The 14,151-nt window shown below is 69.4% G+C and carries 13 protein-coding genes; 3 read left to right on the forward strand and 10 right to left on the reverse strand.

The features are described from left to right. Window positions 1-4: 4 nt before the first annotated feature. A complete protein-coding gene (locus AC1D2E_RS15350; RefSeq protein WP_478198178.1) occupies window positions 5-523 on the forward strand; it encodes an N-acetyltransferase family protein in 519 nt (172 codons plus the stop codon). Between the two features lie 13 nt (window positions 524-536). On the opposite strand, the gene AC1D2E_RS15355 is transcribed toward AC1D2E_RS15350, so the two are convergent. The 9 genes from AC1D2E_RS15355 to AC1D2E_RS15395 form a co-directional block, all read right to left on the reverse strand. Beyond that, window positions 537-1,817, reverse strand: coding sequence for an amidohydrolase family protein (locus AC1D2E_RS15355; protein ID WP_478198179.1), 1,281 nt, complete (start codon window positions 1,815-1,817; stop codon window positions 537-539). Beyond that, window positions 1,817-2,740 carry an ABC transporter permease gene (locus tag AC1D2E_RS15360; RefSeq protein WP_478198180.1) on the reverse strand — a complete coding sequence of 308 codons (924 nt, stop codon included), beginning with the start codon at window positions 2,738-2,740 and terminating at the stop codon, window positions 1,817-1,819. The genes AC1D2E_RS15355 and AC1D2E_RS15360 overlap by 1 nt, the downstream gene beginning before the upstream one ends. Continuing rightward, the gene (locus AC1D2E_RS15365; protein ID WP_478198181.1) at window positions 2,737-3,798 is read right to left on the reverse strand and encodes an ABC transporter permease; all 1,062 of its coding nucleotides are present in this window, start codon (window positions 3,796-3,798) and stop codon (window positions 2,737-2,739) included. Before AC1D2E_RS15365 ends, AC1D2E_RS15360 begins: the two co-directional genes overlap by 4 nt. A gap of 13 nt (window positions 3,799-3,811) precedes the next feature. Further along, window positions 3,812-5,335 carry an ABC transporter ATP-binding protein gene (locus tag AC1D2E_RS15370; RefSeq protein ID WP_478198182.1) on the reverse strand — a complete coding sequence of 508 codons (1,524 nt, stop codon included), beginning with the start codon at window positions 5,333-5,335 and terminating at the stop codon, window positions 3,812-3,814. A 5-nt stretch (window positions 5,336-5,340) separates the two neighbouring features. Then, entirely contained in the window at window positions 5,341-6,273 is a 933-nt protein-coding gene (locus AC1D2E_RS15375; RefSeq protein ID WP_478198183.1) for a 5'-methylthioadenosine/S-adenosylhomocysteine nucleosidase, read from the reverse strand. A gap of 98 nt (window positions 6,274-6,371) precedes the next feature. Continuing rightward, a complete protein-coding gene (locus AC1D2E_RS15380; protein ID WP_478198205.1) occupies window positions 6,372-7,355 on the reverse strand; it encodes a BMP family protein in 984 nt (327 codons plus the stop codon). Between the two features lie 174 nt (window positions 7,356-7,529). After that, a complete protein-coding gene (gene upp, locus AC1D2E_RS15385; RefSeq protein WP_478174193.1) occupies window positions 7,530-8,159 on the reverse strand; it encodes a uracil phosphoribosyltransferase in 630 nt (209 codons plus the stop codon). A 54-nt stretch (window positions 8,160-8,213) separates the two neighbouring features. Further along, window positions 8,214-9,602, reverse strand: coding sequence for a DUF1688 family protein (locus tag AC1D2E_RS15390; protein ID WP_478198206.1), 1,389 nt, complete (start codon window positions 9,600-9,602; stop codon window positions 8,214-8,216). 142 nt (window positions 9,603-9,744) lie between these two features. Then, window positions 9,745-11,097: a GTP cyclohydrolase II gene (locus tag AC1D2E_RS15395; protein WP_478174192.1), complete on the reverse strand. Its 1,353-nt coding sequence runs from the start codon at window positions 11,095-11,097 to the stop codon at window positions 9,745-9,747. Window positions 11,098-11,286: 189 nt separating this feature from the next. Between AC1D2E_RS15395 and AC1D2E_RS15400 the strand changes: the two genes are divergently transcribed. Then, entirely contained in the window at window positions 11,287-11,838 is a 552-nt protein-coding gene (locus tag AC1D2E_RS15400) for a sigma-70 family RNA polymerase sigma factor (protein WP_478198184.1), read from the forward strand. Then, a complete protein-coding gene (locus tag AC1D2E_RS15405; RefSeq protein WP_478198185.1) occupies window positions 11,835-12,476 on the forward strand; it encodes a DUF1109 domain-containing protein in 642 nt (213 codons plus the stop codon). Before AC1D2E_RS15400 ends, AC1D2E_RS15405 begins: the two co-directional genes overlap by 4 nt. 19 nt (window positions 12,477-12,495) lie before the next feature. Here AC1D2E_RS15405 and AC1D2E_RS15410 read toward each other — a convergent pair whose 3' ends face one another. Further along, window positions 12,496-14,013, reverse strand: a complete 1,518-nt coding sequence (locus AC1D2E_RS15410) for a helicase HerA-like domain-containing protein (RefSeq protein ID WP_478174189.1) — start codon at window positions 14,011-14,013, stop codon at window positions 12,496-12,498. Window positions 14,014-14,151: the final 138 nt, after the last annotated feature.

The following is a 14,151-nucleotide window of genomic DNA, read 5'->3' on the forward strand; positions in this document are numbered from 1 at the left end:
GAAGATGACCATTCGGCGACTTGAACCTGCTGACGCCGCAACCTACCGGGCGCTGATGCTGGCCGCCTATGCGCAGCACCCGGATGCGTTCACGTCGAGCGCGGCCGAGCGGGCGGCGCTCCCGTTGTCGTGGTGGGGCGCCCGGCTCGACGGGTCGCCCACGGCAGCGCAAGTGGTGCTCGGCGCCTTCGATGGCGACCGGCTGGTGGGGGCTGCCGGGCTGGAGTTCGAAAGGCGGGAGAAGGCGCGCCACAAGGCGCAGCTGTTCGGCATGTATGTCGCGGCGCAGGCACGCCAGGGCGGTTTCGGACGACGGCTGGTGGAGGCTTCGCTGGCGCTGGCCGCGGCCCGGGACGGCGTCCGGCTGGTCCAACTGACCGTGACCGAAGGCAACCGCGCGGCCCGATCGCTCTACGAGCGCTGCGGCTTCACGGTCTTCGGCGTGGAGCCCTACGCGGTGGCGCTGGGAACCGCCTTTCTCTCGAAGGTCCACATGTGGCGCGCCGTCGCCCCGCTCGACTGAGAATGCAGGCGGCTCAGGCGCGCGGCAGCATCCAACGGGTCTCTGCGTCGCGCCCGGGCAGGCGCAGCGCGGCGGTCGCGGCCGGTGTCTCGGCCAGCAGGCGCCCCTTGCGGTAGACCTTGAGCCGGGTGGCGCGCAGCCGGATCGCCTCCACCGGGTTGCGTGCCTGCAGCAGCACGAAGCTCGCATCGCAGCCGGCCTCGAGCCCGTAGCCTTCGAGGTGCATCACCTTGGCGGCGTTGACGGTCACGGCGTCGAAGCAATCGCGGATCCCGGCCTGGCTGGTCATCTGGGCCACGTGCAGGCCCATGTGCGCGACCTCCAGCATGTCGCCCGAGCCCATTCCGTACCACGGGTCCATCACGCAGTCGTGGCCGAAGGCGACGTTGACGCCGGCGGCCATCAGTTCGGGCACGCGGGTCATGCCGCGGCGCTTGGGGTAGCTGTCGTGGCGGCCCTGCAGCGTGATGTTGATGAGCGGATTCGAGATCACTGCAACACCGCTCTCGGCGATCAACGGCAGCAGCTTGCTGACATAGTAGTTGTCCATCGAGTGCATCGATGTGCAGTGCGAGCCCGTGACCCGGCCCTGCAGCCCGAGGCGCTGGCTCTCGAAGGCCAGGGTCTCGATGTGGCGCGAGAGCGGGTCGTCGGACTCGTCGCAGTGCATGTCGACCAGCTTGCCGCGCTCGGCCGCGATTTCGCAGAGCAGCTTCACGCTGGCCGCCCCATCGGCCATCGTGCGCTCGAAGTGCGGAATGCCGCCGACCACGTCGACGCCCTTGTCGAGCGCGCGCTTCAGGTTGTCGACGCCGCCGGGCGAGCGCAGCACGCCGTCCTGGGGAAAGGCGACCAGCTGCAGGTCGAGATAGGGCGCGACGAGGCGCTTGACCTCCAGCAGCGCGTCGACCGCGAGGAGGCTGGCGTCGCTGGTGTCCACATGGCTGCGGATCGCGAGCAGGCCCTTGGCCACGGCCCAGTCGCAATAGGCCAGCGCGCGCTCGATCAGGGCGTCGGCCGTGAGCAGCGGCTTGAGTTCACCCCACAGCGCGATGCCTTCGAGCAGCGTCCCGCTCTGGTTGACGCGCGGCAGGCCGTAGCTCAGCGTCGCGTCCATGTGGAAGTGCGGGTCGACGAAGGACGGCGCCAGGAGCAGGCCGGCGGCGTCGAGCGTTTGGTGGGCGGGCGCGGCCAGGCCGGCCGTCACTTCGGTGATGCGGCCGCCCTCGACCGCGATCGACATGCCGCTGCGGCCGTCGGGCAGCGAGGCGTTCTGGACCAGGAGGTCGAGCATCAGCGTTCTCCTTTTCGGTAGGGTTTCATCAGTGCCTGCGGATAGCTCGCCTTGCGCGCCACCAGCACCAGCGCCAGGATCGACAGCAGGTAGGGCAGCATCAGGTAGAGCTGGTAGGGCAGGACGGCATTGCCCGATTGCTGCAGCCGCAACTGCAGCGCATCGAAGAAGGCGAACAGCAGCGCGCCGAGCAGCGCCTTGCCGGGCCGCCAGGATGCGAACACTACCAGTGCCACGCAGATCCAGCCGCGGCCGTTGATCATGTTGAAGAAGAAGGCGTTGAAGGCGGACAGCGTGAGAAAGGAACCGGCCACGCCCATCAGCGCCGAGCCGGCGACGATCGCGCCGGTGCGCGTGGCGGCGACCGATACGCCCTGGCCCTCGGCCGCCTGAGGGTTCTCGCCGACCATGCGCACCGCCAGGCCGGCGGGCGTCCGGTACAACACCCAGGCGACCAGCGGGACCAGCAGCAGGGCCAGCAGCGTGAGGGGTGTCTGCGACTCGAGCACCGGGACATGCAGCCAGTCCATCGATGCGAAGGGCGTGACGGTCGGCGGCGTGTTGACCTTCGGGAAGCTCACGCGGTAGCCGTAGTAGCTCAGCGCGGTGGCGAGYAGCGTGATGCCCAGCCCCGACACATGCTGGGACAGCGCCAGGCCGACCGTCAGGAACGCGTGCAGCAGGCCGAACACGGCACCCGTGAGCGCGGCGACCCCGACCCCGACCCACAGCGGTGCCCCGGCATAGACCGCGATCCAGCCGGTGAAGGCGCCGGCGACCATGATGCCCTCGATGCCGAGGTTCAGCACGCCGGCGCGCTCGCACAGCAGCACGCCCAGGGTGCCGAAGATCAACGGCGTCGCGATGCGCAGCACCGCGACCCAGAAGGAGGCGTTGGAAAGGATGTCGGCGATGTCGGTCATTTCCAGCGCACGCGGTATTGCGTCAGCAAGGTGGCGACCAGCACCGCGATCAGCGAAGCCGCCACGATCACGTCGGCGATGTAGGTCGGAACGCCGATCGCCCGGCTCATGGTGTCGGCACCGACCAGCACGCCGGCCACGAACACGCCGGCCGCCAGCACGCCGAGCGGATGCAGCCCGGCCAGCATGGCGATCACGATGCCGCTGTAGCCGTAGCCCGGCGACATGTCGAGGGTCACGTAGCTGGTGCGCCCCGCGACCTCGATCGCGCCGGCGAGGCCGGCCAGCGCGCCCGACAGCAGTGCGACCCACACCACGGTGCGCGTGACCGGCACGCCGGCGAAGGCGGCGGCGCGCGCGTTCGCGCCGACGGCGCGGATGTCGAAGCCGATCACGGTGTACTTGAACAGCAGCCACACCAGGACGGCCAAGCCGCCGGCCCACAGCAAGCCGGTGTGGATGCGCGTCTGGGCGACCAGCTTGGCAAGCTCGAGCTCCGACTGCAGCGAGACGCTCTGCGGCCAGCCCATCGCGGTCGGGTCCTTCATGGGGCCGTCGAGCATCGCCGAGACGCCGAGCAGCACGATGAAGTTGATCAGCAGCGTGGTCACGACCTCGTCGACGCCGAGCCTGTTCTTCATCAGCGCCGGGCCCAGCAGCAGCAGCGCGCCGGCCAGCGCCGCGGCCGCCATCGTCAGCGGGAACAGCAGCCAGGTCGGCAGCGCGAAGCCGGCGCCGCCGTGCAGGCCGCCGACCGCCACCGCGGCCAGCGCGCCGGCATAGAGCTGGCCCTCGGCGCCGATGTTGAAGAGCCGGGCCTTGAAGGCGACCGTGGCGGCCAGGCCCGTGAGGATCAGCGGGACGGCCCGGGTCAGGGTTTCGCTCCAGGCGAAGACCGAGCCGAAGCCGCCTTGCAGCAGCAGCGCGTAGGTGCGCCCGACCGGCGCGCCGGCCCAGAGAACGAGCAGGGCGCTGACCAGCAGGGTGAAGGCGACGGCACCGACAGGCGCCAGCACGAGCGCGGCGCGCGATGCGCGATGGCGACGTTCGAGTCTCATGCGGGGACTGCGCTCATGAACCCGCCATCGCCAGGCCGATCGCCTCGCGCGTCCAGGCGGCGGCTGGCCGTGGTTCGCCGAGCTGGCCGCCATGCATCACGGCGACCCGGTCGCCCAGGGTCAGTACCTCGTCGAGATCGTCGGAGATCAGCAGTACCGCCGCACCGGCGTCGCGGGCCGCGATCAACTGCTGCTGCACATAGGCGACGGCGCCGATGTCCAGGCCCCAGCTCGGCTGGTGGGCGATGATCAGCCGGGGCGTCCGCTGCTGCCCGCCGGCCGATGCCGGCGCCATCAACGCGCGGCCGAGGATCAGCTTCTGCATGTTGCCGCCCGAGAGGGTCCGGGCCGGTGAATCGAGACCGGCGCCGCGCACGTCGTAGGCGGTCTCGACGCTGCGTGCATGGGCCCTGGCGGCGCCGCGCCGGACCCAGAGCCAGCGCGAGAAGGCCCGGCTGCGCAAGCGTTCGGACACCGCGTTCTCCCACACGGGCAGATCGCCGACGACCCCGACCGCATGCCGGTCTTCAGGGATGCGCGCCACGCCGCGCTGAACCAGCCGGGCCGGCGAAGACGGCAGCTCGCGGCCCATCAGGCGGACGGTGCCCGCGACGGCTCGCCGCGTGCCGCTCAGCAACTCCGCCAGCGCCACCTGCCCGTTGCCCGAAACGCCTGCGACCGCGACGATCTCGCCGGCCCTGAGCGTGAGGCTCACGTCCTGCAGGCGGTCGTTCCCGCTGCCCGCGGTGCGCACGTGGTCGAGCACGCAGACCGCATCGCCGACCTGACGGGCCGGGCGCCGGACCGTGTTCTCGATCGCATGGCCGACCATCCACAGCGCCAGCTGCGCCTGCGTGGTGTCGCCGGCACGGGCTTCGGCCACGCGCTTGCCGCCGCGCAGCACCACGATGCGATGCGACACGCGCAGCACCTCGGGCAACTTGTGGCTGATGAAGATGATCGACAGGCCCTGGGCCACCATCTGTCCCAGCGTGTCGAACAGTGCCTCGCTCTCCTGCGGCGTCAGCACCGCCGTCGGCTCGTCGAGGATCAGGATCCGCGCATCGCGGACCAGCGCCTTGAGGATCTCGACCCGCTGGCGCTCGCCGACCGACAGGCTGCCGACCGTCGCCTCCGGCTGCACGGGCAGGCCGAAGCGTTGCGCCACGTCCAGCAGCCTGGCGCGCGCTGCGCCGCGGCGCGAGAAGGGCTGCCAGAGCGGCTCGGTGCCCATCATCACGTTGTCGAGCACGCTGAGGTTGTCGGCCAGCGTGAAGTGCTGGTGCACCATGCCGATGCCGGCGGCCAGCGCGGCCTTCGGATTGCCCGGCGCCAGCGGCTGGCCGAACACCTCGATGCTGCCTTCGTCGGCCACGTAGTGGCCGAACAGGATCGACATCAGCGTCGACTTGCCGGCGCCGTTCTCGCCCAGCAGCGCGAGCACCTCGCCGGCCTGCAGGTCGAGCGAGATGGCGTCGTTGGCCACCAGCGCCCCGAAGCGCTTGGTGATGCCGCGAAGCGCGAGAACAGCGGACAAGCGGTCTACTTCCAGCGCGAGAGGAAGGCCAGCAGCACCTTGGCCGAGTTGTCGGCCGCGATGCCCATGAAGGTGCCCATCTCGTTCTCGCCCTCGCCGCCTCCCGCCAGGTCGCTGAGCGAACGGAAGGCGATGAAGGGCACGCCGTTGCTGTAGGCGACCATTCCGACCGCGGCCGTCTCCATGTCGAGCACGTTGGCCTGGAAGGTCTTGAAGGTGTATTCGCGCAAGGCCTTGTTGTCCATGAAGGCCTGCCCCGAGACCCCATTGCCGCCGACCACCAGCTGCGGCTTGCGGCTCAGGCACCTGGCCGCTTTGCAGTCCGCCAGGTCGACGTTGCGGACGCTGCGCGCCACCTCGAGCATCTTCGGGTCGGCTTCGAACCAGAACTTCTTCGAGATTGACGGATTCGCCGCCGAGCGCACCTCGACCGGCCGCGGATGCATCATGCCGAAGGCCGGCAGCGTGGCGTCCTTCATCCAGGCCGGCACGCTGTACTGGCCCGGCGAGGATTCGCGCGCCATCAGCACTTCGAGGTACTGGCCCCATTGCGCGGGCACTGTGACGTCGCCGATGTGCAATTGCGGATTGACGCCGCCGGCGATGCCGCTGAACACAACGTGCGTGATCTTGAAGCGATCGAGCACCAGTTGCGTGTTCATCGTCGCATTGGTCATGCTGATCCCCGACAGGAACAGCACCACCGGCCGGCCTTCGAGCGTGCCGGTGCTGAACTCGACGCCGTTGACGCTGTGCTTGCGCGGGTCCTGCAGGCGGGCCTGCAGCAGCGTGAGTTCGGGCTGGAAGGCCGAGATCACCGCCATGCGGGGCGTCTCGTCGAGCCTCCCCGAATGCGTGTCGGGTGCGACCGCCGCGCAGCCCGCCAGCGCTGCGCCGAGCGCCAAAGCACACAGACTCCGAGACAACGGACTCTTCATTCGGGAAACACCGCGGAACCGGCTTTGCCGGGCCGCTGGTGTTGCCCCCTGCAAGGGGGTGGGCGGCCACACGAAGTGGGCCAACCTGGGGGTGAGCGTCATTTCCCGGTCGACTTCGGTTGGCTGTCGTCCACCTTGATGGTGGTCTTGCCGGCGAGTATGTCGGCCTGCTTGGCCTTGACCTTGGCGACGATATCGGCCGGCACCTTGGTCTCGAAGGTGCCGAGCGGCGCGAGTTCGGAGCCCTTGTACTTCATCATCGAATAGGGGCCGTAGTCCTCGGCCGCGAACTTGCCTTCCTTCACGAGCTTGATCGCGCGGTCGGCCGAAGGCTCGAAGTTCCACAACGCGGACGCGACCACGGTGTCGGGGTACTTGTCCTGGGTGTTGATCACGTTGCCGATCGCGAGCTTGCCCTTTTCCTTGGCCGCATCGCTGACGCCGAAGCGCTCGGCGTACATCACGTCGGCGCCCTTGTCGATCATCGCGAAGGCGGCTTCCTTGGCCTTCGGCGGATCGAACCAGCTGTTGATGAAGCTGACGCTGAACTCGACCTTCGGATTGGTTTCCCTGGCGCCGGCCATGAAGGCATTCATCAGGCGGTTCACCTCTGGGATCGGGAAGCCGCCGACCATGCCGATCTTGTGGGTCTTGGTCATGCCGCCCGCGACCATGCCCGACAGGTAGGCCGGCTCCTGGATGTAGTTGTCGAAGACCGAGAAATTCGGTGCCTGCGGCTTGAGCGAGGAGCCCATCAGGAAGGCCGTCTTGGGAAAGTCCTTGGCGACCTTGCGCGCCGCCGCCTCGACGCCGAAGACCTCGCCGAGGATCAGCTGGTTGCCGGCCGTGGCGTACTCGCGCATCACGCGTTCGTAGTCGGCATTGGCGACGTTCTCGGTCGCCGTGTACTCGATCTCGCCGCGCGCCTCGGCCGCCTTCAGCGCCTTGTGGATGCGCCCGACCCATTGCTGCTCGAAGGGCACGGTGTACACCGCCGCCACCTTCAGCTTGGCCTGCGCGAGCGCCAGCCCCGGCGCCCCCGCCGCAAGCGCGGCTGCAATGGCGACCGAACGGATGATCATTTGACGGCGAACGTTCACTGCACTTCTCCTCGAGTTAAGAAAACAACCGACTGCCCACACGCTCCCCGTTTGTTCGTGAGACACCGCGGAACCGGCTTCGCCGGGCCGGTGGTGTCGCCCCCGGCAGGGGGTGGGCGCCCGGACACGAAGTGCCGGGCAACCTGGGGGCGAGCGTCACTTCGTGCCGAAGATGCGGTCGCCCGCATCGCCCAGGCCCGGCAGGATGTAGCCGTGGCTGTTGAGCTCGCGGTCGATGGCGGCGGTGTAGATCGGCACGTCGGGATGCGCCTCCTGGAAGGTCTTGACGCCTTCGGGGCAGGTCAGCAGGCAGACGAACTTGATCGACTTCGGGTTCAGTTCCTTGAGCCGCTCGACCGCTGCCACCGCCGAGTTGCCGGTGGCCAGCATCGGGTCGACCACGATCGCATCGCGCTCCTCCATGCCGCCGGGCATCTTGAAGTAGTACTCGACGGCGGTCAGCGTCTTCGGGTCGCGGTACAGGCCGATGTGGCCGACGCGGGCGCCGGGCACCACGCTCAGCATGCCGTCGAGGATGCCGGTGCCGGCGCGCAGGATCGACACCAGCACCAGCTTCTTGCCGTCGATCACCTTGGCGTGCATGGTCTCGAGCGGGGTCTCGATCTCGATGTCCTGCATCGGCATGTCGCGCGTGACCTCGTAGGCCATCAGCATGCTGATCTCGTTGAGAAGGCGCCGGAAGCTGTTGGTGCTGGCTTCCTTGCGGCGCATCAGCGTGAGCTTGTGCTGGACGAGGGGATGGTCGACGAGGTGGACGTTGCTCATGGCGTGGAGGAAGCGCGGATGCGTTCTTGTCGTTGTGAAGAAAGGGGGTGAAGTCTAGAAGACCGTGCCGTCGCTCTCGATGCGCAGGGGGGGGGCACCGTCACGCAAGCGCTGTGCCATGACGCGGCCCGCAGCCCAGGTGCCGCCCTCGAGCACGCGCGCCAGGGGCATCTCTTCCTCGCTGCGCTCCATCACCTTGCGCACCCGCGCCGCGACCTCGTCGAGCAGCGCGACGGTCAACGCGCGCCACTCGACGATGAACTCGTCGCCGACCTTCCATGAACGCTCGAGCAGCGCGGGGCTGCGCGGCACGATCAGGCCGCTGTCGATCAGCAGGCCGCCGTTGCGGTATTCGGGCAGGGCGGTGAGCGCCTCGACATGGCGCACCTTGACGCCAGCCCATTCGAAGGGCTCGAGCATGGAGTAGGTCAGCCATTGCGACAGCTTGTGGAAAGGCATCCAGCCGTTGGTGAGGCCGGGTCCGCGCACCGCGCTGTGGCGCCAGCAGTCGCCCAGTGCCAGCGCCGGGTCGCCCGAGCGGAGGGCGCCGGGCGCATCGCTGCCGTCGGCCGCGATGCTGTCGATGGCATTGGAGGCGGGCCAGATGCCCGACAGCGATTCGAGCAGCAGCGACAGGATCTCGTGGGCCGTGGTCTCTGCGGTCGGCGGCGCGGCGGGGCCGTAGGGCCCGACCAGCGCATCGAACAATCCGCCGGGCCGGCCGTCGTCGCCGAACACTTCGGGCCGCTCGCTCATGGCTTCTCCGAGCCGGCGCAGCAGCGTGGCGCGGCCGGCCAGCCCGACCAGCGGGTTGACGCTGCTGACCTGGAAGGCGTCGCCGAGCCGGTCGGTGACCAGCGCGCGCAGGCCGGCGGCGTCGGCCTGCAGCGGACGGTCGGGGTCGGACGAGAACAGCCCGGTCGTGAAGGCGTGGAAGCTGGCCACGCCCAGGCCCTCGGAACGCGTGAAGCGCTGGCCGCTGCCGGCTTCGAAGTAGTGCCAGTCGGGGCCGGCGCCGGCGTCGAGCAGCACGCTGACCAGCACCAGGTCGAGGTGCGTATGGGCGCGTTGCGTGGCATCGACGTCGCCGAGCAACTGGTCGAGCGCAGCCACCCGGTTCACGCCGCCGGCCTCGAAATGGCGCCAGCGGCTGTGGTAGGGGATCGGGCCCCAGGCGTAGCGGTCGCGCGTGACTTCGGCCACCGTGCGGGCCGTGTCCTCGAGGGCATCGTCGTCGCCGATCGTGAACCATTCGGATTCGCCGGCGCGGGCCCGGGCCAGCAGCGCCCTGGCACGGCTGCGCACGGCCTGGGTGGTGCGCAGGAAGGCCGCGGCGCCGGCGGGATGGGCCGTGTCGCCGACGAATTMGAGCGCCGGGTCGACATGGCCCTCGGCGTCGGCGCTGCGCACCGCGGGGTTGGCGGTCGGGCGCTCGGGGTCCATCCCGTAGTTGTTGCCGCTCATAAGGCGACCTCCGTGCTGCGCGCTGCGGTGCGAGCTTGCTTGGGGCGGCCCGGCGCGGCGCTCATTGGATAACCTTCGCGCGGCAGCGCTTCGGTATTCGCCTTCGGAGCGGCCGGGCGGCTCATTGGTCGAGCCCCCGGCCCTTGGCCTTCTTGAGTTCCTCGGCGTCCGGCACCGCCCCGGGCGTGAAATAGCCGGCCGCCATCTTGGCGTCCATCTCGACCCGGGCATCGGCCGGGATCAGCGCGTCGGGGATGTTGACCCGGGTGCCGATCTCGATGCCCGAGCCCGTGATGGCGTCGAACTTCATGTTGCTCATGGACACCAGGCGGTGGATCTTGCGGATGCCGAGCCAGTGGAAGACGTCGGGCATCAGCTCCTGGAAGCGCATGTCCTGGACGCCGGCCACGCACTCGGTGCGGGCGAAATACTGGTCGGCGGTGTCGCCGCCGACCTGGCGCTTGCGCGCGTTGTAGACCAGGAACTTGGTGACCTCGCCGAGCGCCCGGCCTTCCTTGCGCGAATAGGCGATCAGGCCGACGCCGCCGCGTTGCGCGCCCTGGATGCATTCCTCGATGGCGTGCGTCAGGTAGGGCCGGCAGGTGCAGATGTCGGAGCCGAATACGTCCGAGCCGTTGCACTCGTCGTGGATCCGCGCGGTGAGCTCGACCTCGGGGTTGGCGAGGTCGCGGGCGTTGCCGAAGATGTAGAGCGTCTGGCCGCCGATCGGCGGCAGGAACACCTCGAGGTCGGAGCGCGTGACGAGTTCGGGGTACATGCCGCCGGTTTCCTCGAACAGTACCCGGCGCAATTCCGTCTCGGAGCAGCCGAAGCGCTGGGCCACCGCGGGCAGGAACCAGACCGGCTCGATCGCCGCCTTGGTGACCATGGCGGCGCCGCCGGCGGTCAGGAACTTGCCGTCGGCCTTCAGGCGGCCGCTCTGCAGGGCCTCGATCACCTCGGGCAGGATCACGTGGGCCTTGGTGATCGCGATGGTCGGGCGAATGTCGTAGCCGGCCGCGAGTTCGGTGGCGAAGGCATCGGCCACCACCGCGCCCCAGGGATCGAGCGAGACGATCTTGCCGGGTTCGCTCCACTGCGGGTAGGGGCCGATGACGTCGGTCGGCGAGGTGTTGGTGAGGTCGGCCTTGTGGTGTGGCGAGAGTGCCCCGGCGGCCACGGCCAGTGCGCGGTACACGCTGTAGGAGCCGCTGTGGGTGCCGATGACGTTGCGATGCGCGCGTTTGGTGGTGGTACCGACCACCGGGCCGCGCTCGGCCGCCGTCGCGGCGCCCCATTGGATCGGCAGGGCGCCGAAACCGCCGGCGTGCGAGGTCAGGCGGATGTGGCTGCGCTGCGGAGATGTCGGGACCGGGGAGAGCGAAGCCGGCTCGGGCGGCGCGGCGGCGGGGGAGGGCGGGGAAACGGCTGGATCGGAAGAGGAAGACGGAATCGGAACGGTGTCTACGGACATTGCGGGCCCTCAAAAAACACAATGTACCGATGGCTCCCGGAACTGGCAAGCCGGCGCATGCGCCATTTGCCGTAAAGCGCCGCCGCCTGCGGTCCGGCTTCGCCATCACGGCACAATCCGGCGGTTTTCTTTTTTTGGCGGCGCCTGTAACCGGTCGCTGCCGGCGCACGAATGAGCAAGGAAAGCCCGATGGCGAAAAGCGAAGCGGAGCTGCGGCTGCACGCGCTGTTCGTGCGCGGGCTCGCCGGCGACGCCGCCGCCTATCGCAGCTTTCTGGAGCAACTCGCCTCGCACTTGCGCGCGTTCCTGGGCCGGCGCCTGTTCGGCTGGCCCGACGAGGTCGAGGACCTGGTCCAGGAATGCCTTCTTGCCATGCACAACCAGCGCCACACCTACCAGCCCGACCAGCCCCTGACCGCCTGGGTGCATGCGATCGCGCGCTACAAGATGATCGACCTGCTGCGCGCCCGCGCCGGCCGCGAGGCGCTGCACGATCCGCTGGACGACGAACTGGCGGTGTTCGCCGCCTCGGACACCGAGGCCAGCGACGCCCGGCGCGACCTGGCCGGCCTGCTGGCCACGCTGCCGGACCGCCACCGCCTGCCGATCGTTCACACCAAGCTCGAAGGGCTGTCGGTGGCCGAGACGGCGCGCCTCACCGGCATGTCGGAATCGGCGGTCAAGGTCGGCGTCCATCGCGGCCTGAAGGCGCTGGCGCAGAAGATCAGGGAGGCGCGATGAAGACCGACCAACTGGTGGCCCTGCTGGCCGCGGACGCCGCGCCGGTGCCGCGGCGCGCGGTCTCGCGCCGGCTGCTGGTGGCGCTGGCGATCTGCCTGCCCTTGTCCGTCGGCTGGATGCTGCTGGCGTACGGTGTGCGGCGCGACCTGATCGAGGCCATGTTCTGGCCGATGTTCTGGGTCCGGCTGCTGTTCGGCACCGGCATCGCGCTGGCCGGCTTCGTGGTCTTGCAGCGGCTGGCGCGTCCCGGTGCGCGGGTGCGGGGCGCCTGGCTGGGGCTCGCGGCGCCGGTGCTCGTGATCTGGGTGCTGGCCCTGCTGGCGCTGCTCTCGGCGCCGGCGCAGGACCGTGCGGCGCTGGTCTGGGGACAAACGTGGCGCACCTGTGCCCTCGACATCGCCGCGGTTTCGCTGCCGATGTTCGCGGGCTTGCTGTGGGCGCTGAAGGGGTTGGCGCCGACCCGGCCGGCGCTGGCGGGCGCGGCGGCCGGCGCGCTGGCCGGTGGTGCCGGCGCGATGGTCTACGCCTTCCATTGCCCCGAGCTGGCGGCGCCCTACATCGCGATCTGGTACGTGGCCGGCATCGCACTGCCGGTGGTGGCCGGTGCCCTGATCGGGCCCCGGCTGCTGCGATGGTGAGCCGTTGGCGGCAGTCTGGCTAGCGTCGAGTCTTCGATCCGAAGATGCCGCCGAGCACGCCGCGCAGGATCTCGCGCCCGACCGTGGTGCCCATGGTCCGCACGGCCGACTTCGCCATCGTCTGGGCGAGGCCGTCGTGCTTGCCGCCGCGCGGGCCGGTCGAGCCGAACAGGATCTCGTTGAGGCTGCCCATCACGCCGCCGGATTCCTGCGGCGCCGCAGCGCCGGGCTTGCCCGCGGCGGCCGGTGCGTCGGGGGCGGTCGCGGCACGGCCCTTGAGCTTCTCGTAGGCCGACTCGCGGTCGACCGATTTCTCGTAGACGCCGGCCACCAGCGAATTCGCGATCAGCGCCTGCCGCTGGGCCGGCGTGATCGGCCCGATCTGGCTGCCAGGCGGCAGCACGTAAACCCGCTCGGTGACGCTGGGCCGGCCCTTGTCGTCGAGGAAGCTCACCAGCGCCTCGCCGACCGCGAGCTCGGTGATCGCCGCCTCGATGTCCAGCCCGGGCTTCTGCCGCATCGTCGTCGCGGTCGACTTGACCGCCTTCTGGTCGCGCGGCGTGAAGGCCCGCAACGCATGTTGCACCCTGTTGCCGAGCTGGGCCAGCACCGAATCCGGGATGTCCAGCGGGTTCTGGGTGACGAAGAACACGCCCACGCCCTTGGAGCGCACCAGCCGCACCACCAGTTCGATGCGTTCGACCAGCGCCTTGGGCGCTTCGTTGAAGAGCAGATGGGCCTCGTCGAAGAAGAACACCAGCTTGGGTTGCTCCGGGTCGCCGATTTCCGGCAGCTGCTCGAACAGCTCGGACAGCATCCACAGCAGGAAGGTGGCGTAGAGCCGCGGCGAGTTCATCAGCTTGTCGGCCGCCAGGATGTTGATCACCCCCTTGCCGTCCACGGACTGCATGAAGTCGGCGATGTTGAGCATCGGCTCGCCGAAGAACTTGTCGCCGCCCTGGCTTTCGATCGACAACAGGCCGCGCTGGATCGCGCCGACGCTGGCGGCGCTGATGTTGCCGTACTCGGTCGTGAACTGGCTGGCGTTCTCGCCGACGTGCTGCAGCATCGCGCGCAGGTCCTTGAGATCGAGCAGCAGCAGGCCGTTGTCGTCGGCGATCTTGAACACCAGGTTCAGCACGCCCGACTGCGTTTCGTTCAGGTTGAGCATCCGGCCCAGCAGCAGCGGGCCCATGTCGGACACGGTAGCGCGCACCGGGTGGCCCTGCTCGCCGAACACGTCCCACAGCGTGACGGGGCAGGCCAGGGGCGGCGGCAGGTCGAGCCCGCGCTCCTTCAGCGTGGCGCCCATCTTCGCGCCGATGCTGCCCGGCTGGCTGGTGCCGGTGAGGTCGCCCTTGACGTCGGCCATGAACACCGGTACGCCGATCGACGAGAGCTTCTCGGCGATGGTCTGGAGGGTGACGGTCTTGCCGGTGCCGGTGGCGCCGGTGATCAGCCCGTGTCGGTTGGTCAGCCCCGGCAGCAAGCTGCAGTCGATGCTGCCGTGGCGGGCGATGAGAAGAGGGTCGGCCATGGGAGTTTCCGGTCGTTCGAAGGGGCTCAGTCTATCGAAGCCGGCCTCCTATAATCGCGACCCCATGCGAAGCTTCCTCCGGTCCCCCCGGGGATCTTTTGCTTACCCCTTGCGACAATTCCCACAAGCACCCCGGAG

Source organism: Variovorax sp. P1_H2, from assembly GCF_056405295.1.

Coding starts and splice junctions, on each gene's coding strand:
- AC1D2E_RS15375 (WP_478198183.1), bottom strand. CDS start 6,273: ATGAAGAGTCCGTTGTCTCGGAGTCTGTGTGCTTTGGCGCTCGGCGCA.
- AC1D2E_RS15405 (WP_478198185.1), top strand. CDS start 11,835: ATGAAGACCGACCAACTGGTGGCCCTGCTGGCCGCGGACGCCGCGCCG.
- AC1D2E_RS15410 (WP_478174189.1), bottom strand. CDS start 14,013: ATGGCCGACCCTCTTCTCATCGCCCGCCACGGCAGCATCGACTGCAGC.
- AC1D2E_RS15380 (WP_478198205.1), bottom strand. CDS start 7,355: ATGATCATCCGTTCGGTCGCCATTGCAGCCGCGCTTGCGGCGGGGGCG.
- AC1D2E_RS15365 (WP_478198181.1), bottom strand. CDS start 3,798: ATGAGACTCGAACGTCGCCATCGCGCATCGCGCGCCGCGCTCGTGCTG.
- AC1D2E_RS15355 (WP_478198179.1), bottom strand. CDS start 1,817: ATGCTCGACCTCCTGGTCCAGAACGCCTCGCTGCCCGACGGCCGCAGC.
- upp (WP_478174193.1), bottom strand. CDS start 8,159: ATGAGCAACGTCCACCTCGTCGACCATCCCCTCGTCCAGCACAAGCTC.
- AC1D2E_RS15350 (WP_478198178.1), top strand. CDS start 5: ATGACCATTCGGCGACTTGAACCTGCTGACGCCGCAACCTACCGGGCG.
- AC1D2E_RS15400 (WP_478198184.1), top strand. CDS start 11,287: ATGGCGAAAAGCGAAGCGGAGCTGCGGCTGCACGCGCTGTTCGTGCGC.
- AC1D2E_RS15395 (WP_478174192.1), bottom strand. CDS start 11,097: ATGTCCGTAGACACCGTTCCGATTCCGTCTTCCTCTTCCGATCCAGCC.